Below are 23,050 nucleotides of genomic sequence, written 5' to 3' on the forward strand. Positions count from 1 at the left end.
TCAGCTCACGGCGAACCACCTCATCTGGGTCGCCGGAAAGGCGCCGAAGGTGTGGAAGGTCCGTGTCCAGATGGATTCTTTACGCCCGCCACCGCCCATGCCATCGTCAAGGTGTCCGCACGTCCCGAACGGGAGGGGCCGGCCATGCGACTCCCCACGCGGCACCCCTGGCGACGTCCCGTACGGCACAGAGGACCCGCGGTGACGGCGGCCATCGCCGTGCTCGCCCTCACCTCCTGCGGCAGCGGCGGGAACACCCCGCAGGACGGCATCACCCTCACCATCGCGGCGAACTCCATCGAAGGCGGCAAGAACGCCGAGACCGCCCAATGGATCAAGCAGTGGGTGATCCCCGAGTTCGAGAAGACCCACCCCGACGTCACCGTGCAGTTCCAGCCCAGCGGCGTCGACGACGAGCAGTACAAGACCAAGATCGCGCTCGACCTCAAGTCCAGGACCGGCGCCGACGTCATCGACGCCGATGGCATCTGGGTCGGCGAGTTCGCCCAGGCCGGCTACCTCAAACCGCTCACCGAGATCGGCGGCGCCGCCGTCGAGCAGTGGGAGGGCTGGGCCAGGATCCCGCAGGCCGTACAGGGGCTGGGCATCTTCGACGGCAAGAAGTACGGCCTGCCCCAGGGCACCGACGGCCGCGTCCTGTTCTACAACAAGACCCTGTTCAGAAAGGCCGGCCTGCCCGACAACTGGCAGCCCACCAGCTGGCAGGCCATCATCGACGCCGGCACCAAGCTCAAGGCCGCCGGCGTGCCCACCCCCATCCAGCTCAACGCCGGCACCGCCATGGGCGAGGCCACCACCATGCAGGGCGTCCTGCCCCTGCTCGCCGGCGCAGGAGCCGAGATCTACGCCGGCGGCAAATGGACCGGCGACTCCCAGGCCATGAAGGACGTACTCGGCCTCTACCGGCAGATCTACGGCGGCAGCGGCCTCGGCGACCCCAAACTCCAGCAGGAGGCCAAGGGCCGCGACAAGTCCTTCGCCCAGTTCGCCGACGGGAAGATCGGCATCCTCGCGGAGAGCGACTACTTCTGGCGCGCCGTCGTCGAACCCCGCACCGGCGTCGCCCCCATGCGGGACCGCAACGAAGCCGTCGGCTACGCCAGGATCCCCGCCAGGCAACCCGGCGCCGGCATCCGCGGCCAGGATTACGTCAGCATGTCAGGCGGCGCCGTACGCGTGCTCAACCCCTTCTCCAAGAACCCCAAGCTCGCCTGGGACCTGCTCGCCTTCATGCACTCCCCCGAGGCCACCAAGTCACAACTCGCGGGCCAGGCCCGCATCAGCGCCCGCAGCGACGTCAACGACCAGGTGCTCACCGTCGATCCCATGCTCAAGTACGTCGCCGACGAAGTGCTCCCCATCACCGCCTACCGCCCCGGCCTGGCCGTCTACCCGCAGGTGTCCACCGCGCTGCAGGAGGCCACCGCCGCCGTCGTCAGCGGCAAGAGCCCCGCCGAGGCCGCCGCCGCCTACCGCGGCAAGCTGGAGGGACTCGTCGGTGGCGCGGCCAACATCGCCGGCTGACGCCGCCGGGCTCGGCAAGGGCAGGGCCGTCGCGTTCGTCCTGCCCGCCGTCACCCTCATCGCCGTCTTCCTCATCTTCCCCGCCCTGTGGACCATCTACCTCGGCCTCACCGACTACCGCCTCACCGGCCTGGCCGCCGCCAACCCGCGGATCGTCGGCGCCGACAACTACGCCGGCGCCCTGACCGACCCCCGCTTCCAGTACTCCCTGTGGCTGACCATCGCCTACGTCGGCGGCTCGGCCATCATCGGCCAGGCCGGACTCGGCTTCGCCCTCGCCTGGATCCTGCGCACCCGCGCCGGCCCCGTGCGCCGCGCCGTCGAAGGCGTCGTCCTGCTGTCCTGGATCCTGCCCGGCACCGTCGTCGGATTCCTCTGGTACGCCCTGCTCGACCGCGACGACGGCACCCTCAACGCGCTGCTGAACACCCCCGGCTTCGCCTGGCTCCTCGACCACCCGCTGCTGTCGATCATCGTGTTCAACGTCTGGCGCGGCACCGCGTTCTCCATGATGCTCTACGGCGCCGCACTGGAGAACGTCCCGCCCTCCCACCTCGAAACCGCCCGCCTGGCCGGCGCCAGCGTCCCCCGGCAGCTGCGCGACGTCGTCCTGCCCCGTATCCGCCGCCACATCCTGACGAACCTGCTGCTCATCAGCATGTGGACGTTCAACGACTTCACGCCGTTCGTCCTCACCGGCGGCGGCCCCGAAGGCCGCTCGGAAATCCTGCCCGTGTACGTCTACCGCGTCGCGCTCAGAGACGGCCAGCTCGGCGTCGGAGCCGCCATCTCCTTCCTCATCCTGCTGATCAACCTCATCGTCGCGCTGGCGTACCTGCGGCTGCTGCGCGGCCGGAGCCGCTACCGGGACACCGCGGCGGCCGGAGGAACCCCCGCATGATCCGGCACACCATCGGCAGGCTCACCGCCACCCTCTTCATCGCCGTCGTCCTGGCCTTCTTCACCCTGCCCATGCTCTGGCTGGCCAGCGCCCCCTTCGACGACACCCCCGCCATCACCACCTCCATCCCCGACTTCACGCTGCGCAACTTCGCCGCCATCCTCGACAACCCCTACGCGCTCGGCTCCATCCGCAACTCCCTCATCCAGGGCGGAGGCGCCGCCGCCCTCGTCGTCGTCCTGGCCGCGCTCGCCGCCTACGCCCTGTCACGCGTGCGCGTACCCGGCCGCGACGCCCTGCTCTACCTGCTCCTGCTGATGTCCTCCGTCGTCACCGGCACCGCCGCCATGGTGCCCATCTTCGAACTCGCCACCCGGCTCGACCTCATCGACACCCACCTCGGCGTCATCCTCGTCGTCTCCGGCGGCCTCCTGCCCGCCGCCATCTTCATACTCAAAGACTTCATGGACGAGACCCCCACCTCCTACGAGGAGTCCGCCCGCGTCTTCGGCGCCACCCCCCTGCAGATCCTGCGCCACATCGTCGTCCCCCTCGTCCGCCCCGGCCTGGCCACCATCGCCGTCTGGGCCATGGCCAGCGTCTGGGGCGGCTTCCTGTTCCAGTTCATCCTGCTCAGAGACCCCGCCAAGGCCCCCGGCTCCGTCATCCTCTACACCCTCTACACCGAAGGCGGCGCGCCCAAGCTCGACCTCATCTCCACCTTCTCCCTGCTGTACTCCCTGCCCGTCGTCGCCATGTACCTGTTCGTCTCCCACCGCTACGGCTTCCGCTTCCACGGAGGGATCAAGGCATGACCGAGCCCGCCGAGGGCACCATCCTGATCACGTGGCCGGCGAAGGAGGCCACGTGATCTCCCTGCACGGCCTCACCAAGGTGTTCCCCGGCGGAGTCCACGCCCTCGACGACATCCGCCTCACCATCGCCGACGGCGAGTTCTTCGCCCTGCTCGGCCCCTCCGGCTGCGGCAAGACCACCCTCCTGCGCACCATCGCCGGCCTCGAAACCCCCACCGCCGGCCGCGTCCACATCGACGACGCCGACGTCACCACCCTCCCACCGGGACAACGCGACCTCGCCATGGTCTTCCAGGACTACGCGATCTTCCCCCACATGGACGTCACCGCCAACATCGCCTACCCCCTGCGCATCAGGAAGGTCCCCCGCCGCGAACGCGCCGCCAAGGCCGCCGACGTCGCCGCCCGCCTCAGCCTCACCGAACTCCTGCGCCGCCGCCCCGCCGAACTCTCCGGCGGCCAGCAACAACGCGTCGCCCTCGCCCGCGCCATCGCCTGCCACCCCACCGCCTTCCTCTTCGACGAACCCCTGTCCAACCTGGACGCCCGCCTGCGCCTCGAAGCCCGTACCTTCCTCAAACGCCTGCAGCGCGAACTCGCCGTCACCACCGTCTTCGTCACCCACGACCAGGCGGAAGCCCTCGCACTCGCCGACCGCATCGCCGTCATGTCCGCCGGCCGCATGATCCAGATCGGCACCCCCGCCGACATCTTCCACCGCCCCGCCACCACGTTCGTCGCCGCCTTCATCGGCTCCACCCCCATGAACCTCCTGCCCGCCCGCCACACCCCCACCGCCCTGCACGTCGCCGGCGCCACCCTCCCCCTCCCACCGCCCCTCGCCGCCCTCGACACCCCCGGCGACCTCACCTACGGCGTACGCCCCGAATACATGGACCTGTCCGCCACCGAACGCCCCGACGCCTTCCCCGGCACCATCTCCGTCATGGAGAACCTCGGCACCCACACCCTCGTCACCCTCGAAACCCCCCGCGCCCTCATCCAGCTCGTCGTCCCCGAAGGCGACGAACCACCCCTCGGCACCCCCGCCTGGGCCGTCCCCCGCCGCGCCCTCCTCTACCACGGCGACACGCTGCTCACCACCCTCTGAACAGGACCTCCCGCCATACTGGTCACCATGGAGCCCACGTCCGCGAACGCACCCACCAGGGACTGGATCCTCCACCTGGACCTCGACCAGTTCATCGCCGCCGTCGAACTCCTGCGCCACCCCGAACTGCGCGGCAGACCCGTCGTCGTCGGCGGCTCAGGCGACCCCACCCAGCCGCGCACCGTCGCCGCCACCGCCACCTACGAGGCCCGCGCCCACGGCATCCACTCCGGCATGCCGCTGCGCACCGCCCTGCGACGCTGCCCCGACGCCGTCTTCCTGCCCAGCGACCCGCCCGCCTACGAGGCCGCCTCGGAACGCGTCATGGCCGTCCTGCGCGAATTCCCCGTCCGCCTCGAGATCTGGGGCTGGGACGAAGCCTTCCTCGGCGCCACCACCGACGACCCCGAAACCCTCGCCACAGAACTCCAGCACGCCGTACGCGAACGCACCCACCTCGACTGCTCCATCGGCATCGGCGACAACAAACACCAGGCCAAACTCGCCTCCGGCTTCGCCAAACCCGCCGGAATCCACCGCCTCACCAGCGCCAACTGGGCCGAGACCATGAACGAACGCCCCACCGACGCCCTCTGGGGCATCGGCGCCAGAATCTCAGCGAAACTCGCCGCCCTCGGCCTGCACACCGTCGCCCAGCTCGCCGCCGCCGACCCCGCGGAACTCGCCCGCCACTTCGGCCCCACCAACGGCCCCTGGTACCGCTACCTCGCCCACGGCAAAGGCGAAGCCGAAGTCGTCACCACCCCATGGATCGCCCGCGGCCACAGCCGCGAAACCACCTTCACCCACGACCTCACCGACCCCGCCGACGCCATCCCCCACATCACCGCCCTGGCCGAACACCTCACCCAGGACGCCATCGAAGCCGGCCGCGACATCACCCGCGTCTCCGTCAAGGTCCGCACCACACCATTCCTGACCCGCACCAAGCAGCAGAAACTCGACACACCCACCACGGACCCCGCCACCATCACCCGCACGGCCCTGGCCATCCTCGCCCGCCACGACCTCACCCACCCGATCCGCCTCCTGGGCGTGGCCATCGAATACACCATGCCCAAGAAGTAGAACCACCCTCAGCCGACCCGGGACACGCTCCGATAGAACTCCGAACGAAGCTCCTCCTCGGCCCGCACCAACTCCTCCAGCTCCGCATCCGAAACCAGAGACTCCTCGTACTCCTCCTTGAGGCTCGCCTCTATGTACTGAAACGCCCGCCACACCACCCCGGCGTCATCCCGGAACTGCCCGATCCCGGAATTGCACGGCAAACACAACGCGAACCGCACATCTCCGCTCTGGTGGCAGTGGTCCACATGCTCGGGCGGCCGATCCCAGCACACCACGCACAAACCGTGCTGGGCCAAGATCATTCGCTCGACATCCTCATGGCGGACGCGATAACGCTGCGCCAGGTGATAATTCCGCGTAGGCGCAACCGCCGACTCACCACGCGCCTCCGGCAGCACCACGAACTCCGGCCAGAGCACATCACCACCCAGATAAAGCGCGGCCAGCTCCAGCAACACCGTGTTGTCACCGAAATGCCCGAGCCCGTTGTTGCAGTTGAAACAGAGAATCCCCCGAACCTGCCCGCTCCGGTGACAGTGATCGACGAACGTCCCCGGAACGACCTGGCAGATGGCGCAGAGCCCGCCCTGCTGGGCGAGCATGCGCGCAAAGTCCTCCTCGGTGATGCCATACCGGTACTGAAGCATGTAGTTCCGCTCAGTACCGAAATTCTTGATCTTGTTCTCCCGCGTCACGACAATGTGACACGCCTTACAGTAAGCAGTCAGCCCAGACTTGTTCGATCGATTACTCCCGAACTCCTCGACCGACTTTACCTCCTTACAGCGAGGACAGTATTTAGCCCCTTCTGGGACGGGAACCACTTCACGAACGCTTTTCCCTTGCCCAGCCATCCGCTTGCGGTAACTCTGAGTGGACCGCAGACGAAAGCAGGCCTTGCAATACCGCGCCCGCCCATCGGGCATGCGCTTATTAAGCCCAAACTCAGCAACCACCTTAAGATCGCCGCAGTCCGGACAGCGCTTAACCCCATCCAACGAATCCACCCGACCTCTCCTTCAGATGTCCGATTCGCCCCTCATTCTCCGCCTTTCTGGACGTATGACCTCACGAATTCCTCTGCGTTCTCTTCGAGAACTTCGTCGATTTCGTCCAGGATTGCGTCGACATCGTCAGTGAGCTTCTCCTGCCGCTCCTGCACGTCCGGCGCCGCCGAAGCCTCGGTCTCCTCGACCTCGTTCTCGCGCCGCCCGGCCTGCTTCTGCCCGCCGGTGTCCTTCGTAGCCATGTCCTACCTCCGCTTGGGGGACTGCCTCTAGGCATATCTTCCCCGAACGAGCCGACATTTCGCGCCGAACGCATAGCGATCTTGCCGGGTTGACTAGATAACGCTCCTATCCAATACTGAACCCCCGTACCCACAGGAGGTTGAGATGTCCCCTTCGTCCCTGAGCACGGCAGGTGTGCTCCTCATCACAGTCCCGCTGGTGGCGTTCGGCGGCGTGTCGCTGCTCTCGTTCCTGATGAAGAACGTCCCGGGCTACCTGGACAACCCGACCCGCCGCGCCCTGTGGCGCGCGGGCCACGCCCACGCAGGCGTCCTGGTGCTGTTCGCTCTGGTCGCGATGTTGTACATCGACCAGTCGTCGCTGCCGGACACGCTGAAGGCCCTGTCGAGGACCCTGATAGTCGCGGCCCCGATCCTGATGCCGCTGGGTTTCTTCCTGTCGGTGGTGCGCCCGGGCGACACCAGGCCGAGCAGGCTGATCTGGCTCACGGTGGCGGGCGGCGCGTCGTTGGCGGTGGGCACGCTGACGCTGGGGATCGGCCTGCTGTGATGGCGGGCCGATCCCCGGAAAGGGGTGGCGCTAGTCGCCGCCGGTGAGGGCCGCGACGAGGTCGGCGGCGGTGTGGCAGCGGTCGAAGAGCTCTCCGACGTGGGCCTTGGTGCCGCGCAGTGGTTCGAGGGTGGGTACCCGCTGGAGTGATTCGCGGCCGGGGATGTCGAAGATGACGGAGTCCCAGGAGGCGGCGGCGACGGATTCGCTGTATTGGCGCAGGCATCGGCCGCGGAAGTAGGCGCGGGTGTCGGTGGGCGGGTGTTCGACGGCGCGCTGGACGTCTTCCTCGGTGACGAGCCGTTGCATGCGTCCGCGGGCGACGAGGCGGTTGTAGAGGCCGCGGTCGGGGCGGATGTCGGAGTATTGCAGGTCGACGAGCTGGAGCCGGGGGTGGGACCAGGCGAGGCCGTCGCGGCTGCGGTAGCCCTCGAGGAGTTCGAGTTTGGCGACCCAGTCGAGTTCGCGGGAGAGCTGCATGGGGTCTTCGGCGAGGCGGGTGAGCACGGATTCCCAGCGGTCGAGGATGTCCTTGTTCATCTCGTCCTGGGCGGTGCCGCGTTCTTCGACGTATTTGCGGGCCTGTTCGAGGTATTCCATCTGGAGCTGGATGGCGGTGAGCTTGCGGCCGTCGCGCATGGGGATCTCGTAGCGGCAGCTGGGGTCGTGGGAGACGGCCCTGAGCGCCTGTACGGGGTTCTCGACGGCGAGGTCGCGGCTGAGGAAGCCCTCTTCGATCATGGCGAGCACGAGCGCCGTGGAGCCGAGCTTCAGGTAGGTGGAGATCTCGGACATGTTGGCGTCGCCGATGATCACGTGCAGGCGCCGGTATTTCTCCGGGTCGGCGTGCGGCTCGTCGCGCGTGTTGATGATGGGCCGCTTGAGTGTGGTCTCGAGCCCGACCTCGACTTCGAAGAAGTCGGCGCGCTGGCTGATCTGGAAGCCTTCGCCGCGGGAGTCCTGGCCGATGCCGACCTTGCCGGCGCCGGTGACGACCTGACGGGAGACGAAGAAGGGGGTCAGGTGCCTGACGATGTCGGCGAAGGGGGTGGCGCGCCGCATCAGGTAGTTCTCGTGGCAGCCGTAGGAGGCGCCCTTGGCGTCGGTGTTGTTCTTGTAGAGCTGGATGGGGGCGTTGGAGGGGATGGCGGACGCGCGGGTGGCGGCGTCGTACATCACCCTCTCGCCGGCTTTGTCCCAGATGACGGCCGCCCGGGGGTTGGTGCATTCGGGCGAGCTGTATTCGGGGTGGGCGTGGTCGACGTAGAGCCTGGCTCCGTTGGTGAGGATGACGTTGGCGAGGCCGAGGTCCTCATCGGTGAGCTGGCTGGGGTCGGCCACCTCTCTGGCCAGGTCGAAGCCGCGCGCGTCGCGGAGCGGGTTCTCCTCCTCGAAGTCCCATCGTGCTCTGCGCGCGCGGGCCGCCGAGGCGGCCAGGTAGGCGTTCACGACCTGTGAGGAGGTCACCATCGCGTTGGCGCCTGGCTGGCCGGGTACGGAGATGCCGTACTCGGTCTCGATGCCCATCACCCGACGCACCGTCATGCAACACCCTCTGTTCGTCCGGGTCTGTCTATCCGCCGTTTATATGCCCGAGCCTATGCCCTTCACAGTGCCCCAGGGCCACAGAGTTATGGCACCGACGTCTTTTCCATCTGTACGGCGGGAGTTGTTGGGGTTTGTGTGCCTCTGCGGGGCTTGAGTAGCCGCTGGATGGGACGTTCGGCAAAGGAGTAGACGAGATACGACACGAGAATCGCCACCAGTGTCGTGACGGTGGCGACGGCCCAGGCGGGCAGGGCGCCGGTGAGCAGCGGGATGAGGGCCACCGCGATGACGCTATGGAAGAGGTAAAGCGGGTATGTGGTGCCGCCGAGGGCCGTGAGCGTCCTGGAGGGTTTGAGCCGCAGGGCGCCGAGTGCGACCAGGGCCATCAGGACGAAGATCAGCGTGAGGGCGATGATCACGCCGAGGTCGGTGACGGGCATGTTCTTGAACCCTGCCGCGTCCACGCGCCGGGCCACGCGGGAGAGGGCGGAGTCGAGGGAAAGCCCGTAGGAGGCGGCGACGTAGAGCCAGGGCAGCCAGTGGCCGCCGTGTTTGTGCACGAGGTAGAGGGCCATGCCCGCGACGAAGTAGGGGGCGTAGTCGGGCATGACGATCTCGCGCAGGAGTTCGCTCTCGAAGACCTCGTACCCTTCGAGCAGTTTGACGCCGAGGGCGGCGGCCAGCCAGATGCCGCAGAAGGCCAGGACGCGCCCGTGGGTGACGCCCACGATGACGAGGATGGCGATCAGCAGGTAGAAGCGGAGTTCTGCCCAGAGTGACCAGTAGACGCCGCTGGCGTCGGTGACCTTGAACAGCCGCTGGAACATGGTGGCGTTCAGCAGGTAGTCGCCTGGGGAAAGTTTTGGGTTGAGGGCTTTGGCGCCGGTGAGGCCGTAGAGGGCGGCGACGGCGGCGAGGCTGAGCCAGTACGCGGGATAGAGCCGGACCAGCCGGGATCGTGCGAAGGCGCCGAGCCCGCGGCCCCACACGGTCATCAGGATGACGAAGCCGCTGATGATGAAGAACAGCTCGACGCCCAAGATGCCGAGCCCCGCGATGGGCGCCAGCGCCGGGAACAGCTCGGCTGGCCGCTCGCCCCACACGGAGGCGTAGGCCACCAGGTAGTGGAAGGCGACGACGGCTAAGGCGGCGAGGAAGCGCAGCAGGTCGAGTTCGGCCAACCGGCCGTCTCCTCGGGCGTGTCTGGGCCGGTTCGGTCGTTGCACGCCATCTTTGACGTCACAGTGATCACTTTGGTTCCACTGTTCCCTCTGTTCCCACGAGCAACACGCGTGAGGCGTCGTCGAGGGTGAGCGCGGCTCGGCCCGGGTCGTCGAGGGCGAGCAGCCCGGCGGCTCCGGCGGCTCCGCAGTCGGAGAGGTTCACGCCGTGGGTGGCGAGCAGGCGGGCGGCGCCGGCGGCCTGCTCGTCGGTGATGGTGAGGTAGAGGTCGGCGAGGTGGTGCAGGAGGCGGTGGGCCAGGAGTGAGGGTTCGCGGCAGTCGAGGCGGCCGAGGGTGGTGCTGCCGCGGTCGACGCGAACGGGCCGGCCGGCGCGGGCGCTCTCGAGGAGGCAGGGCGCGCCTTCCGGCTCGACGACGACGATCTTGGGTTGCTCGCCCCAGCGGTCGCGCACGTACCCGGCGGCCGCGGCGGCCAGCCCGCCGACGCCCGCCTGGACGAACACGTGCGTGGGCCCCACCCTCCCGAACACGCCTCCCGCACCTCCCTCTGTCCGGCCCTCTGCTCCGCCCGGCGACTCCCCTCCGGGAGCACCTCCAGGAGCGGCTCCGGAAGTGCCGGGCGGGTCGGGCGGGCCGCCGTGGGGAGGCTTCGGCGGGCCTGTGGGGTGCTCTGGGGGCGGTGGCGCGCCGGGGTCGGCGAGTTCGTCGAGCAGGACGCCGTAGCCGCGCATGACGTCCAGGGGGACGTCGGTGTAGCCGTCCCATGAGCTGTCGGCCACGAGCCGCCAGCCGTGCCGCTGGGAGGCGGCCAGGGCGGCCGCCATGCTCTCCTCGTAGTCCTGCCCGCTGCGCCGCACCTCGGCGCCGAGGTCGCGCAGCCGCTGCGCGAACGCCTCGGGGACGGTCCGGCTGAGGTAGACGACGCAGGGCGCGCCGACCTCGGCCGCGCCGGCGGCGACGGAGATGCCGTGGTTGCCGGCGCTGGCACAGACGAAGGGCGCGCCGGCGTGCCCCTCCCCACCGTGCCCCTCCCCGCCAGACGCATACCCGCCGTCGCGTTCGGCGAGCAGGTGCACGGCGTACGCGCCGCCGAGCGCCTTGAAGCTCCCCAGACCCATGCGCCCGCTCTCGTCCTTGATGTACGCCGCCCCGGCCCCGCCCAGTCCTTCGACGACGTGCACGGGCGTGGGCCGGTAGCGGGGATGCCGGGCGAAGCGGGCGCGGGCCTGAAGGGCGTGTTCGACCCCGATGAGCGCGCGGTCCCGCGCGGTGTACGGGGCCCTGGCCGGATTGAGGTACTCCATGATCGCCATGCTAGGCAGGATCTGCCGGGTCCCGCGGGATCTACGCGCGGTCGCGGGCGGCGGCGACGGCGGCCTGGCCCAGGCTGATGCCGCCGTCGTTGGGCGGCACCCGTACGTGCCGCAGCACCCGGAACCCGGCCGCGCGCAGCCGCCGCACGGTGCGTTCGAGCAGCAGCACGTTCTGAAAGACCCCGCCCGACAGGGCCACGGCGCTCAGCCCGGTGTCCTGCCTGAGCGCGACGCAGGCGCGGGTGATGGCGGCGGCGACGCCGTTGTGGAAGCGGCCGGCGATGACGCCGGTGGGCACGCCGGCGGCCAGGTCGTCGGCGGCGGCCCGGACCAGGTCGCCGCCGTGCAGGACGAGGGGTCCGGGGATGGTGATGGCGGCGGGGTAGCAGCCGGTCTCGGCGGGGTCGGCGTGTTGTTCGAGCTCGATGGCCGCCTGCCCCTCGTACGTGATCTTGTCGCGTATGCCGAGCAGCGACGAGACCGCGTCGAACAGGCGTCCTGCGCTGGAGGTGAGGGGCGATCCCGGGTCGCCGGAGGCGAGCTTGAGCACCTCGTCCCAGCGTCCGGCGTTGCGCGCCGCCACGGCCAGGCCGGGGTGGTCGTCGCCCAGGTAGGCGGCGGCCATGCGCCACGGCTGCCTGATCGCGGCGGCGCCGCCGGGCATGGGGACCTGGGCGAGGTGGCCGAGGCGTTCGTAGGAGGCCAGGTCGGCGCGGAGGAACTCGCCGCCCCACAGGGTGCCGTCGGTGCCGTGGCCGAGCCCGTCGAAGGCGACGCCGATCACGGGTCCTGGGTCGCCGTTGTCGGCCAGGCAGGAGGCGATGTGGGCGTGGTGGTGCTGGACGGCGATGTGTTCGACGCCGTGGATCTCCAGGGCGTGCCTGGTGGAGAGGTATCCGGGGTGCAGGTCGTGGGCGACGATCTCGGGGCGCAGGTCGAACAGGCCGCAGTAGTGGTCGATGCCTTCGACGTAGGAGCGCAGCGTGTCGTGGTTCTCCAGGTCGCCGATGTGCGGGGAGACGAAGGCGCGCCGCCCGCGCGCCAGGCAGAAGGTGCTCTTCAGTTCGGCGCCGCAGGCGAGCACGGCTCTGGGCGCGGTGGCGCGCAGGGTGAGCGGTTCGGGGGCGTAGCCGCGGGCCCGGCGCAGCACGGTGACCTCGCCGGCCATGGGCCGTACGACGGAGTCGTCGGTGCGGGTGTGGATGGGGCGGTCGTGGGTGAGGAAGGCGTCGGCGATGCCGCCGAGGCGGGTCAGGGCGTCGGCGTCTTCGTAGGCGATGGGTTCGTCGCTGACGTTGCCGCTGGTCAGGACCATGGGCTGGGCGAGTTCGGCCAGCAGGAGGTGGTGCAGGGGCGTGTAGGGCAGCATGAGGCCGAGGCTGCGGTTGCCGGGTGCGACGGCGGTGGCGACGGGTGCTCCCGCGTGGCGGGGCAGCAGCACGATGGGCCGGGCGCGGCTGGTGAGCAGCGCGGCGGCCGCGTCGTCGATCTCGCACAGCAGGCGGGCCTGGGCGAGGTCGGCGGCCATGACGGCGAACGGCTTGTCCTCGCGGTGTTTGCGTCCGCGCAGGGCGGCGGCGGCCTGCTCGTCGTGGGCGGCGACGGCGAGGTGGTAGCCGCCCAGGCCCTTGACGGCGACGACGCGCCCGGCGCGCAGCAGGGTGGCGGCGCAGGCGATGGGGTCGCCGCACAGTTCGGTGCCGCGGGCGTCGAGCAGCCGCAGCCGGGGTCCGCAGGCGGGGCAGCAGGCGGGCTGGGCGTGGAAGCGGCGGTCGCCGGGGTCGTGGTATTCGCGGGCGCAGTCCTCGCACATGCCGAAGGTGGCCATGGTGGTGAACGGCCGGTCGTAGGGGACGCCGCGGACGATGGTGAAGCGTGGGCCGCAGTTGGTGCAGTTGATGAACGGGTAGCGGTGCCGGCGGTCGGCGGGGTCGGCCAGTTCGCGCAGGCAGTCCTCGCAGGTGGCGCCGTCGGCGGAGACGAGGGCGCGGCGGGGGCCGGCGAGGTCGCTGGCGGCGATGGTGAAGCCGCTGTGGCCGGCGGGCGCGGCGCTGACGACGGTGACGCGTTCGATCTCGGATAGGGCGGGCGCGTCGCGTTCGAGGGCGGTCAGGAACTCCTCGACGCCGGCGAGGGCTCCCTCGACCTCGATGTGCACGCCGTAGACGTCGTTGTGCACCCGCCCGGCCAGGCCCAGCCGGCTGGCGAGGGAGTAGACGAAGGGGCGGAACCCGACCCCTTGGACGATGCCTTCGATGTGCACGTCTACTCGTTTGAGCGTGGTCACAGGGCCAGTGTGCGCCTGATCGGGGTGGCGTGCATGCGTATCGGCCGTGTCGCCGGGGGTTGTGTGGGGAGCTTGGGCGCTTTTGCCCTGCAAGCGGGTGATGGGGCGCGGCCGGAACTGTGCCGGGAACGGCGGCAGGGCCGGCGGGTGTGCCCCGCGCGGCCCTGCTGCCGTGTCGGCGTCTTACAGGTATTGACCGGTGTTGGCGACGGTGTCGATGGACCGGCCGGCTTCGGCGCCCTGCTTGCCGGAGACGAGCGTGCGGATGTAGACGATCCGCTCGCCCTTCTTGCCGGAGATGCGGGCCCAGTCGTCGGGGTTGGTGGTGTTGGGCAGGTCCTCGTTCTCGGAGAACTCATCCACGCAGGCCGTGAGCAGGTGCTGCACCCGCAGGCCCTTCTGGCCGCTCTCCAGGAACTGCTTGATGGCCATCTTCTTGCCCCGGTCGACGATGTTCTGGATCATCGCGCCGGAGTTGAAGTCCTTGAAGTAGAGGACTTCCTTGTCGCCGTTGGCGTAGGTCACCTCGAGGAAGCGGTTCTCTTCGCTCTCGGTGTACATGCGCTCGACGACGCTCTGGATCATGCCCTGGATGGTGGCCGCGCGGGAGTCGGAGTGCTCGGCCAGGTCATCGGGGTGCAGGGGCAGTTCGGAGACGAGGTACTTGGAGAAGATGTCCTTCGCCGCCTCGGCGTCCGGCCGCTCGATCTTGATCTTGACGTCCAGGCGGCCGGGCCGCAGGATCGCCGGGTCGATCATGTCCTCGCGGTTGGAGGCGCCGATGACGATGACGTTCTCCAGGCCCTCGACGCCGTCGATCTCCGACAGCAGCTGAGGAACGATGGTGTTCTCGACGTCGGAGGACACGCCGGAGCCTCGGGTGCGGAAGATCGAGTCCATCTCGTCGAAGAACACGATCACCGGGGTGCCCTCTGAGGCCTTCTCGCGGGCCCGCTGGAAGACCAGGCGGATGTGCCGCTCGGTCTCGCCGACGTACTTGTTGAGCAGCTCCGGGCCCTTGATGTTGAGGAAGAAGCTCTTGCCGGACTGGCCGGTCTTCTCCGCGACCTGCTTGGCCAGGGAGTTGGCGACGGCCTTGGCGATGAGCGTCTTGCCACAGCCGGGCGGCCCGTACAGCAGCACGCCCTTGGGGGGACGGAGTTTGTGCTCGCGGAACAGGTCGGCGTGCAGGTAGGGCAGCTCGATGGCGTCCCTGATCTGCTCGATCTGCCGCATGAGGCCGCCGATCTCCTCGTAGGAGATGTCGGGGACCTCTTCGAGCACCAGCTCTTCGACTTCGGACTTGGGTATGCGCTCGTAGACGTAGCCGGAACGAGGTTCGAGCAGCAGCGAGTCGCCCGCCCTGATGGGCTGGCCGACCAGCGACTCGGCCAGCCGCACGACGCGCTCCTCGTCGGCGTGCGAGATGACCAGGGCTCGCTTGCCCTCGTCGAGCAGTTCTTTGAGCATCACGATCTCGCCGACCTCTTCGTAGCCGAGTGCTTCGACCACGTTGAGCGCCTCGTTGAGCATGACCTCCTGGCCACGGCTCAGCGAGTCGACGTCGACGGCGGGGCTGACGTTCACGCGGAGCTTGCGCCCTCCGGTGAACACCTCGATCGTGCCGTCTTCTCTGGCCTCCAGGAAGGTGCCGAATCCGGATGGCGGCTGCGCCAGCCGGTCGACCTCCTCCTTGAGAGCGACGATCTGGTCCCTGGCCTCCTTGAGTGTTGCCACAAGGCGCTCGTTCTGGCCGGTTACGGCCGCGAGATTCGCCTGTGCCTCATGAAGCCGTTCTTCGAGGACCCTGGCCTGACGGGGTGACTCGGCCAGCTTCCGCCTCAGCGCGGTGATCTCCTCCTGGAGGAAGGAGACCTGTGTTGAAAGATCAGCGACCTCCCGTTCGCGCTGCGCGGCTCGAGCCTCAGCATCATCGCGAGCTGCCACGCCCCGTCACCTCCTTCCCAGTCGAGGGCGACTACTAAGGACCTTACCTATCTCGGGCCCCTCCGTAACCTGGCCGGGCAGTGTTCGTCGAGTGACATTCAGTATTCGTTGAATAATCCCCAATAGTGCGTTTAATACTCCCAGCATATGAACACGGCGATCTGTTCCCGTGTCACGCACCAACGCACCCTCGTGGCCAAATTGTCATAGTTCTTCAGTGGTCCCCTTCGGTCGTCGACGGCGCGGCGGCGGTGTCACGCCGTCGGCCATGCGACGGGCGGAGACGAGGAACCCGGTATGACCGATCATCCGGTGATCGGGCCGTACGGCGAGTCCTTCGACATGCCAGTCGCGAACCAGGGTCTCCCACGCCTGCGGCTCGGTGAAACACCCGTGATCGCGAATGGCCTCCACGGTCTTGGACATCTGGGTGGTCGTGGCCACGTAACAGCAGATCACACCGCCCGGCGTGAGCGCCTTGGCGGCGGCGTCGACGCACTCCCAGGGAGCGAGCATGTCGAGGATGACACGGTCCACGTCGACCTCGTCGATGGAGGCGACCAGGTCGCCGACGACCAGCCGCCAGTTGTCCTCCATGGGATCGCCGTAGAACTTCCGCACGTTCCCGCGCGCCACGTCGGCGAAGTCCTGACGCCGCTCGTAGGAGGTCACGTGCCCCTCGGGGCCGACGGCGCGCAGCAGGAAGCAGGTCAGCGCGCCGGAGCCGACGCCGGCCTCGATGACGCGGGCGCCGGGGAAGATGTCGGCCATGCCGACGATCATCGAGGCGTCCTTGGGGTAGATGACGGCCGCGCCGCGCGGCATCGCGAGCGTGTAGTCCTGCAGGAGGTGGCGGAAGGCGAGGTACTGGGTGCCGCCGGAGGAGCGCACGACGGAGCCTTCAGGCTGCCCGATCAGGTCGCTGTGCGGGATGGCGCCCTTGTGGGTGTGGAAGACGCCGTCCTGCTTGAGCGTGATCGTGTGGCGCTTGTTCTTGGGGTCGGTGAGCTGCACCTGATCCCCTGCCTGGAAAGGCCCATGCCTGCGGAAACCCATGGCGGCAAGGTTATAGGGCTTTTGAGCGCGTCCGGACGCGCGATAAGAAGGGTGGATGTTTCCGCGTGATGTGATCTCCACCGGTTCCCTGATCCTGCGCCCCCCGGTGCGGGAGGACGCCGACGGGCTGGTGAAGTTGTGCGACGACCCGGTGACGGCCAGGTTCATGCCGCTGCTGCCGCAGCCGTACGAGCTGCGTCACGCCCTTGACCACGTGCGCGACGCGCCGGGGAAGTGGGAATCCGGCGGGGCGGAGTACACGATCACGGAGGGCGGGCGGTTCGCCGGCTCGATCTCGGCGGGGCCGCCCGACCGCTGGGGGGTGGCGCAGCTCGGCTACCTGGTGGCGCCGTGGGCGCGGGGCAGGGGTGTGGCGGCGACGGCGGCGCGGGCGGTGACGGACTGGTTGTTCGACCACGGGGTGCGCAGGGTCGAGTTGCAGGCCGAGGTGGAGAACGTGGCGAGCCTGCGGGTGGCCTACCGGGCGGGTTTCCGCGAGGAGGGGCTGCGGCGGGAGGCCAAGCGGCTCCGTGACGGGCGCTGGGCCGATTTCGTGATGTTCGCCAGATTGCGGGAGGAGGCGGTGGAGCCGGTGGAGCCGTACCTGCCGTTCTTCGAGGGCGGGCAGCTGAGCGACGGGGTGGTGCGGCTGACGCAGATGGGGCCGGGGGACGCGGCGGACTTCAGCCGGATGATGGCCGAGCCGAGCGTGGCGCAGTACTCGCTGGGGCCGCCGAGCACGACGCAGGACGACGAGCGGCGCTGCCGCTACACCGGCTACTGGTGGGTGTCGGGGCAGCGGGCGGAGCTGGCCATCAGGGACGCGGCCACGGGCGCGTTCGCGGGGCATCTGCAGCTCATGCAGGTGGTGCCGGTGCTGGGGCAGGCGATGATCGGCTACTCGCTGGTGCCGTCCTTCCGCGGCAGGGGGTACATGACGCGGGCCGTGCGGCTGCTGGTGGAGTGGGCGTTCGCGCACACGGCGCTGCACCGGATCGTGGCCGGCACGGACGTGGCCAACGCCGCCTCGCACGCGGTGCTGGAACGTGCCGGGTTCCGCAGGGAGTCGGTGCAGCGGGAGTTGTTCCCCAGGCGTGACGGCACGCGGGCCGACGACGTGCACTGGGTGCTGCTGCGTCCGGCGTGACCGGGGCGGGGGCGGGCCGTTCGTGGGGTGCGGTGGCCGTCGTGGGGGCCTGGTGGCGGCGCCGGAGATCACGGCGGTGTTGCGGCGGGGACCCAGCGCCGGACCGAAACTGGCAAAAATCCCGATTTCCTGTTGAGGGCTAGTCAAGGGCGGCGTCGGGGGCGATAGTCAGGGCACCCGCAGGCGAGCTTCGCGCGATCGGGCTGCGCGATCTCGCCCCCTCCGCTCCGAGGGGATTTTCGCGATGCCGTACAACCGTGTCGATGCCGCCATGCGTGAACTGCTCTCCTCCTTCTCCTGCCTGGAGCCGATAAGCCTGATCGACCGGCTGGCGCGTACCGCCGCCGCCGTCGCGGGCACCTCCTACTCGGGTTTCGTCCGCGTGGACCAGCTGCGCCTGGAGGCCTTCCCTGTCCACGTGCACGCGCCGCCCGGCGACCCGCTGCGGGTGCGCCGGTGGCTGGCCGAATCCGGGGTGCTGAAGGAACTGGCCGCGTCATCGGCGACGATGCGGATGTCGTACGACGCGTCGATGGGCGAGCCGGGGTTCCTGGCCGCGCCCGTGCCGCTGGCGGCCCGCGACCACACGTTCGTGTGGGTCGCGGGGCGGGGGTTCTGCGACGGGGACGAACATCTGCTGGGCCGGTTCGCCACGGCGTCGGGGCGGGCTCTGGAGGCGGCGAGCGGGCTGGAGTCGGCGGTGCGTCTGTTACGTGGCGTACGGGCTTTCCGACCGGCTTCGCCGTGATCCTGGGCCTTCGAGGCAGACCGGATCCCGCGAATGGGACAGCCGGTTCCCGGGGCGGATTCACCGTTCCGCCACTCTTTGCGACCACGCTTTTCGCCGTTCCAACCCGAAAGAACTTCACCACCTGCCGGATTAGGCGAGATATTTCTGTTATTTCCCGAGTAAGCGGAATACAACCTGCACCACCCCCGCTCCCCCGCCGCCCGCACCCTCGGCCTGCCCCACCGACCGGGCCCTGACACGTCCCCTCCGCGGCGTCTCTGCCCGGCGGAGGTGGCGGGTTCGGTCAAGGCGCGTTGTCAAACCGCCTGACCGATATGTCGCCTTTTCGCCTCAATGGGCTGTCAACGTGGACGGGACGGCTCGAAGGCCCGGGCGACGGGGACGGCTCCGGTAGCGTGGCCGGTCGTGAAGGTGCTGATCGTGGGTGGGAGCGGGTTTCTGGGTGGCGAGCTCGTACGGCAGTGCGCGGCGGCGGGCCACGAGGCCGGGGCCACGTACCTGACCAGGCCCGGCGAGGCCGCGCAGGCCCGGTGGCTGCGGTTGGACGTGCGCAGGCGGGACGACGTGGCCGCCGTGCTCGACGCGTTCCGGCCGGAGGTGACGATCAACGCCGCCTACCGTCAGTCCGACTGGGCGAGCACGGCGGACGGCGCCGCGCACGTGGCCGTGGCCGTGGCGCGGTTGGGCAGGCGGCAGGGCGGGCGGCTCGTACACGTCTCCACCGACGCCGTCTTCTCCGGCGCCAAGGCTCTGTACGACGAGACGTGCCCGCCCGACCCGGTCAACGCCTACGGCGCGGCCAAGGCGGCGGCCGAGACAGCCGTGCGGGCCGTACTGCCCGGCGCCGCGATCGTCAGGACGTCGCTGATCATCGGGCACGGCGAATCGGTGCACGAGGCGCGGGTGCGCTCGCTGATCTCGGGATCCGGGCCCGGGGTGCTGTTCACCGATGACGTGCGATGCCCCGTCCACGTCTCCGACCTGGCGGCGGCACTGCTGGAGGTGGCGGCCTGGACGGACGATGGCGTGGTTCAAGCGGCCGGGCCGGCTGGCGGAGTGCCGCACACGGCCGGGCAGACCGGCGAAGTGGCGCACACGCCTGGGCACGGCGGGGTGCTGCATGTGGCCGGCGTGGACGCGGTGAGCCGATACGAACTGGGTGTGCTCATCGCTCGCAGGGACGGCCTCGATGAGACGCGCCTGCCCGCCGGACGCCGGGCGGACTCCGGGGTGCCCGGGCCGCTGGAGGTGCGGCTGGACTGCTCGGCGACGCAGCGCCGCCTGCGGACCCGGCTCCGCGGCGCCCACGAGTTCCTGTCACCGCCCGGCGCCGGTTTCTGAGCGCGCCCGCAACTCCTGAAACCTCCAGGACCGATCGCTGAGCCCGGCTACAGACTCCAGCCGAGGCAGGGAGACCGATACGGGAAGGCCCAGGCGGGAAGGCCGAGCCGCCTGGGCCCAGGCGGGTGGGCTCAGGCGGGTGGGCTCAGGCGGGAAGGCCGAGGTTGGGTGGGTGCCCGCGGCCCGGATGGCTCCGGGGCGCGGGCGTCCGCTGTACGTCTATCCCCGGTGGGCCTCGAAGCGGAGGGTCCGGGACACCCCCACGCGTACCGTGGTGCCGGGGGCGATCGTGACGGGCTCGTTCGGGGGGATGTCGTAGAAGTTGGGGTCGCCGGGCGGCTGGATCTGGGTGCCGTTCACCGAGCCCAGGTCCACCAGGTTGACGTCCCACCCGTCCAGCGCCACCCGCAGGTGCCGGCGCGAGACCGAGCCGTCGGGGCTGGTCACCTTGGCGGGCCTGGCGTTGCCGCCGGCCACCTCGGGCGCGCGCTCGGGGTCGCGGCCCAGCAGGTAGTCGCTCTCCAGGGGCAGCGCGGTGCCGTCGTCGAGGATGAGGACGCCGAGCGAGGGGCGCGGGCCCTTGTAGGGGACGAGCGTGCGCTGCACCAGGGCGATGCCGCAGACCGCGCAGTAGGGCACCCGGGGGTCGTTGAAGTGGTCGTTCTTGCAGTCGACCCCGTAGACGAGCGGCCGGTCGCCGTGGTCGGCCTGCTGCTGCTCCTGCTGCGGCGGGCCCGGGTGGTCGAACTGGTCGGGCTGGCCGAGCACGGGCGGCGCGCCCTGGTCGTAGTGCTCGGGCGGGCCCATGTGCTGCGGGACCTGCTGGTCGCCGACGCCGTTGCCGGAGGGCGGCGGCTCGTCGTAGGAGGGGAACTGCTGCTCGGGCAGCGGCGGCGGCTGCTGCTCCTGCGCGGGCTGGTAGGGGGACTCCTGGAAAGGGGAGTCCTGGTAGGGAGAGTCCTGCTGCGGCGGGAGGTAGGGAGGGGCGTCCTGCGGCGTGTGGTAGGCGGGTGCCTCCACCGGCGCGGGCTGCGGACCCGACGGAGGGCCCGGCGCGATGGGCGGCGGCTGGTCGGGCATCGGGTACGGGGGACGCTCGACGGGCTGCTGCGCCTGCGGCTGAACCAGGTCGGGCTCAAGGTGGAAGCCCGTGGCGGGCAGGTCGCCGGTCAGCTGCCTGGAAGGGGCGACGGGCGCGGGGGCCGCGGGCTGGTCGGTGAAGTCGCCGACGAGGCCGCCGCCGTGCACGACGCCGCCTTCGAGGCGGACCGCGGGGTGCGGGCTGCCGGCGTGCGGCAGGCTGAGCTCGACGCGTTCGATCGGGCCGTTGACGAGCCGGTCGGCCCATGTGAGTGAGTCGCTGCCGGCCAGCCGGGTCTCGCCGCCCGAGGTGGCGATGACGGCCCCCGCCGAGCCACTGACCAGGACGGCCACACCGCCGCCGACGGGACCGGCGACCGCGCAGGCGACCGGGTCGCCCGCCATGTTGGCGGCCAGCACCTGGGCGGCGCGGCGGGCCAGGGCCCGGCCGTCCCCGCCGGAGGCGGCCGTCGCGCGCAGTGCCTCGAGCAGGTCGTCGGCGGCCGACTCCGCGGCGTCGCACACCAGCAGGAGCCCTCCCACGTAGGCGACGAGCCCGTTTCCGGGAAGCGGACGCACCACTCCGAAGCCTGGGTCGCTCATGCGTCCTCCCTCATGATGACGACCGTGCTGCGCTCATTGGTGCCCTCGCTGCGCTCGGTCACTCAACTCTCCTCCCCGGAAGCCGGCGTTGTTACGGCACCCGCACTGCCGTGCTGGCCACCAGCCATACGCATACCCAGACGGTGGGGCCGCGTCGCGGGCCCCCTCGTCTCGATTCGGTGACCGGGTGTACCGCAACAAACCCCTTAACTGTGCAAGTTTGGCCAAACAGAACACTATCGGCCAGTCGTGGCATCGCAGAAATCGCACGTGGGGGTCGGCTCCGGCCACCCGAAACTGCTGGACACGACCCTATCCGTGGGCCGCCGCTTAAACGAGTGGGACAAATCAGACGCCGGTGAAAACCCTGTTCACATCCACAGTGGCGAGCACGCCGTAGATCTCCCCGCCGTTCTCGACGAGCAGGTACTCACTGCCGGGAGCCTCGCGCATGGCCTCGATGAGCGGCTCCCCCACCAGGTCGGCCTCGAGCACCATGTTGGACTCCAGCGACTTGGCCATGGAGCCGACGTTCACCCAGGGGCGGCGGTGCTCGGGGGTGGCCTGGACGGCGGCCTCGCTGACGATGGCCAGGGGCTTGCCGTCGTGGCCGACGACGACCAGGGCGCCCGCGTGGCTCTCGGTGGCCTGCCGCAGCGCCTCCGACAGCGGCGTCTCGGCCGTCACCGGGATCGCCCTGCGGGCCAGGGCGCGCGCGTTGACCTGCGGGATCCTGGCGCGGATCTTGGCCACGCGCAGCGACTGGCTGGCGCCGATCCAGATGAAGGAGGCCAGCACCAGCGGCCAGATCAGGTCGGCGATCTCCAGCTCCTGGCCGCTGGAGAAGGCGGTCGTGATGGGCAAGGCGACCAGGAACACGGCCAGCACGCGCCCGCCCCACGCGGCCACGATGGTGCCGGAGCCGGGGTTCTTGGTCAGCTTCCACACGCCGGCGCGCAACATCCGCCCGCCGTCGAGCGGCAGGCCGGGCAGCAGGTTGAACACGCCGACGATGAGGTTGGCCACCCAGAGCTGCCAGATGAGCACCTCGGGGATGCCGCCGTCGTTGATCAGGTAGGAGTCGGCGGCCAGGCCGATCCCGGCCAGCCCGAGCGAGAGCGCCGGTCCCGCGGCGGCGACCATGAACTCCTTGCCGGGCGTCGGCGGCTCCTTCTCGATCTCCGAGACGCCGCCGAGCAGGTACAGGGTGATCCGGCGGACCGGCAGCCCGTACCACTTGGCGAGAACGCTGTGCGCCAGCTCGTGCAGCAGCACTGACACGTACAGCAGCACCGCGAACACGAACGCCACGGCGTAGGCCACGGTGCTGTCGAGTTCGGGCAGCATCTGGCGCACCCGGGGGCCGAACATCAGGGTGATGAAGGCCGCCACGATGAACCACGTCCAGGAGACGTACACCGGAATGCCGAAGGGCTTGCCCATCCGAATGCCGGAGAACTCCTGCCGCGGGTTCTGCTCGCTCACCGTACTCCTTGTACGTCCATAACGGTCTGTTGCTGCCTTGATGCTA

General features: G+C 69.7%; 19 protein-coding genes. 9 read left to right on the top strand and 10 right to left on the bottom strand.

Going from position 1 to position 23,050, the window contains the following annotated elements; genetic code table 11:
• Positions 1-144: 144 nt before the first annotated feature.
• Genes AB0I81_RS49685 through AB0I81_RS49705 form a run of 5 tightly spaced genes read left to right on the top strand, consistent with a single transcriptional unit; the run spans position 145 to position 5,461 of the window.
• Entirely contained in the window at positions 145-1,545 is a 1,401-nt protein-coding gene (locus AB0I81_RS49685) for an extracellular solute-binding protein (RefSeq protein WP_360673865.1), read from the top strand.
• Positions 1,520-2,446 (top strand): sugar ABC transporter permease, encoded by a 927-nt coding sequence (locus tag AB0I81_RS49690; RefSeq protein ID WP_360673868.1) that lies wholly within the window; start codon positions 1,520-1,522, stop codon positions 2,444-2,446. Before AB0I81_RS49685 ends, AB0I81_RS49690 begins: the two co-directional genes overlap by 26 nt.
• Positions 2,443-3,261 (top strand): ABC transporter permease subunit, encoded by an 819-nt coding sequence (locus AB0I81_RS49695; protein ID WP_360673871.1) that lies wholly within the window; start codon positions 2,443-2,445, stop codon positions 3,259-3,261. Before AB0I81_RS49690 ends, AB0I81_RS49695 begins: the two co-directional genes overlap by 4 nt.
• A 52-nt stretch (positions 3,262-3,313) precedes the next feature.
• Entirely contained in the window at positions 3,314-4,372 is a 1,059-nt protein-coding gene (locus tag AB0I81_RS49700) for an ABC transporter ATP-binding protein (protein ID WP_360673874.1), read from the top strand.
• Positions 4,373-4,399: 27 nt separating this feature from the next.
• Complete coding sequence (locus AB0I81_RS49705) at positions 4,400-5,461, top strand: DNA polymerase IV (RefSeq protein ID WP_360673877.1); 1,062 nt, start codon at positions 4,400-4,402, stop codon at positions 5,459-5,461.
• Between the two features lie 8 nt (positions 5,462-5,469).
• Here AB0I81_RS49705 and AB0I81_RS49710 read toward each other — a convergent pair whose 3' ends face one another.
• Together AB0I81_RS49710 and AB0I81_RS49715 are read right to left on the bottom strand one after the other, a co-directional pair.
• Positions 5,470-6,159, bottom strand: a complete 690-nt coding sequence (locus tag AB0I81_RS49710) for an endonuclease domain-containing protein (RefSeq protein WP_360673880.1) — start codon at positions 6,157-6,159, stop codon at positions 5,470-5,472.
• Positions 6,160-6,503: 344 nt separating this feature from the next.
• Positions 6,504-6,713 (bottom strand): ubiquitin-like protein Pup, encoded by a 210-nt coding sequence (locus AB0I81_RS49715; RefSeq protein WP_360673883.1) that lies wholly within the window; start codon positions 6,711-6,713, stop codon positions 6,504-6,506.
• A gap of 145 nt (positions 6,714-6,858) precedes the next feature.
• Between AB0I81_RS49715 and AB0I81_RS49720 the strand changes: the two genes are divergently transcribed.
• Complete coding sequence (locus AB0I81_RS49720) at positions 6,859-7,263, top strand: hypothetical protein (protein ID WP_360673886.1); 405 nt, start codon at positions 6,859-6,861, stop codon at positions 7,261-7,263.
• 30 nt (positions 7,264-7,293) lie between these two features.
• On the opposite strand, the gene dop is transcribed toward AB0I81_RS49720, so the two are convergent.
• From dop to AB0I81_RS49750, 6 genes are all read right to left on the bottom strand, one after another.
• A complete protein-coding gene (gene dop / locus AB0I81_RS49725) occupies positions 7,294-8,808 on the bottom strand; it encodes a depupylase/deamidase Dop (RefSeq protein WP_360673889.1) in 1,515 nt (504 codons plus the stop codon).
• An 86-nt stretch (positions 8,809-8,894) separates the two neighbouring features.
• Positions 8,895-9,992: an acyltransferase gene (locus AB0I81_RS49730; protein ID WP_360673892.1), complete on the bottom strand. Its 1,098-nt coding sequence runs from the start codon at positions 9,990-9,992 to the stop codon at positions 8,895-8,897.
• Positions 9,993-10,059: 67 nt separating this feature from the next.
• Positions 10,060-11,307: a pyridoxal-phosphate dependent enzyme gene (locus AB0I81_RS49735; RefSeq protein WP_360673895.1), complete on the bottom strand. Its 1,248-nt coding sequence runs from the start codon at positions 11,305-11,307 to the stop codon at positions 10,060-10,062.
• Between the two features lie 31 nt (positions 11,308-11,338).
• Positions 11,339-13,594: a carbamoyltransferase HypF gene (gene hypF / locus AB0I81_RS49740; RefSeq protein WP_360673897.1), complete on the bottom strand. Its 2,256-nt coding sequence runs from the start codon at positions 13,592-13,594 to the stop codon at positions 11,339-11,341.
• Positions 13,595-13,777: 183 nt separating this feature from the next.
• A complete protein-coding gene (gene arc / locus AB0I81_RS49745; protein WP_360673900.1) occupies positions 13,778-15,541 on the bottom strand; it encodes a proteasome ATPase in 1,764 nt (587 codons plus the stop codon).
• A 204-nt stretch (positions 15,542-15,745) separates the two neighbouring features.
• Complete coding sequence (locus AB0I81_RS49750) at positions 15,746-16,597, bottom strand: tRNA (adenine-N1)-methyltransferase (protein ID WP_360673902.1); 852 nt, start codon at positions 16,595-16,597, stop codon at positions 15,746-15,748.
• Between the two features lie 55 nt (positions 16,598-16,652).
• Between AB0I81_RS49750 and AB0I81_RS49755 the strand changes: the two genes are divergently transcribed.
• From AB0I81_RS49755 to AB0I81_RS49765, 3 genes are all read left to right on the top strand, one after another.
• Positions 16,653-17,744, top strand: coding sequence for a GNAT family protein (locus tag AB0I81_RS49755; RefSeq protein WP_360673905.1), 1,092 nt, complete (start codon positions 16,653-16,655; stop codon positions 17,742-17,744).
• Between the two features lie 244 nt (positions 17,745-17,988).
• On the top strand, positions 17,989-18,492 hold the full coding sequence (locus AB0I81_RS49760) for a hypothetical protein (protein ID WP_360673908.1): 504 nt from the start codon (positions 17,989-17,991) through the stop codon (positions 18,490-18,492).
• 408 nt (positions 18,493-18,900) lie between these two features.
• Positions 18,901-19,836 (top strand): sugar nucleotide-binding protein, encoded by a 936-nt coding sequence (locus AB0I81_RS49765; protein ID WP_360673911.1) that lies wholly within the window; start codon positions 18,901-18,903, stop codon positions 19,834-19,836.
• Positions 19,837-20,055: 219 nt separating this feature from the next.
• Here AB0I81_RS49765 and AB0I81_RS49770 read toward each other — a convergent pair whose 3' ends face one another.
• The gene (locus AB0I81_RS49770; protein WP_360673914.1) at positions 20,056-21,519 is read right to left on the bottom strand and encodes an FHA domain-containing protein; all 1,464 of its coding nucleotides are present in this window, start codon (positions 21,517-21,519) and stop codon (positions 20,056-20,058) included.
• A gap of 348 nt (positions 21,520-21,867) precedes the next feature.
• Positions 21,868-23,004: a site-2 protease family protein gene (locus AB0I81_RS49775; protein WP_360673917.1), complete on the bottom strand. Its 1,137-nt coding sequence runs from the start codon at positions 23,002-23,004 to the stop codon at positions 21,868-21,870.
• Positions 23,005-23,050 lie beyond the last annotated feature (46 nt).

It is taken from the genome of Nonomuraea sp. NPDC050404 (genome assembly GCF_040655495.1).
In the GTDB taxonomy this organism is placed as follows: domain Bacteria; phylum Actinomycetota; class Actinomycetes; order Streptosporangiales; family Streptosporangiaceae; genus Nonomuraea.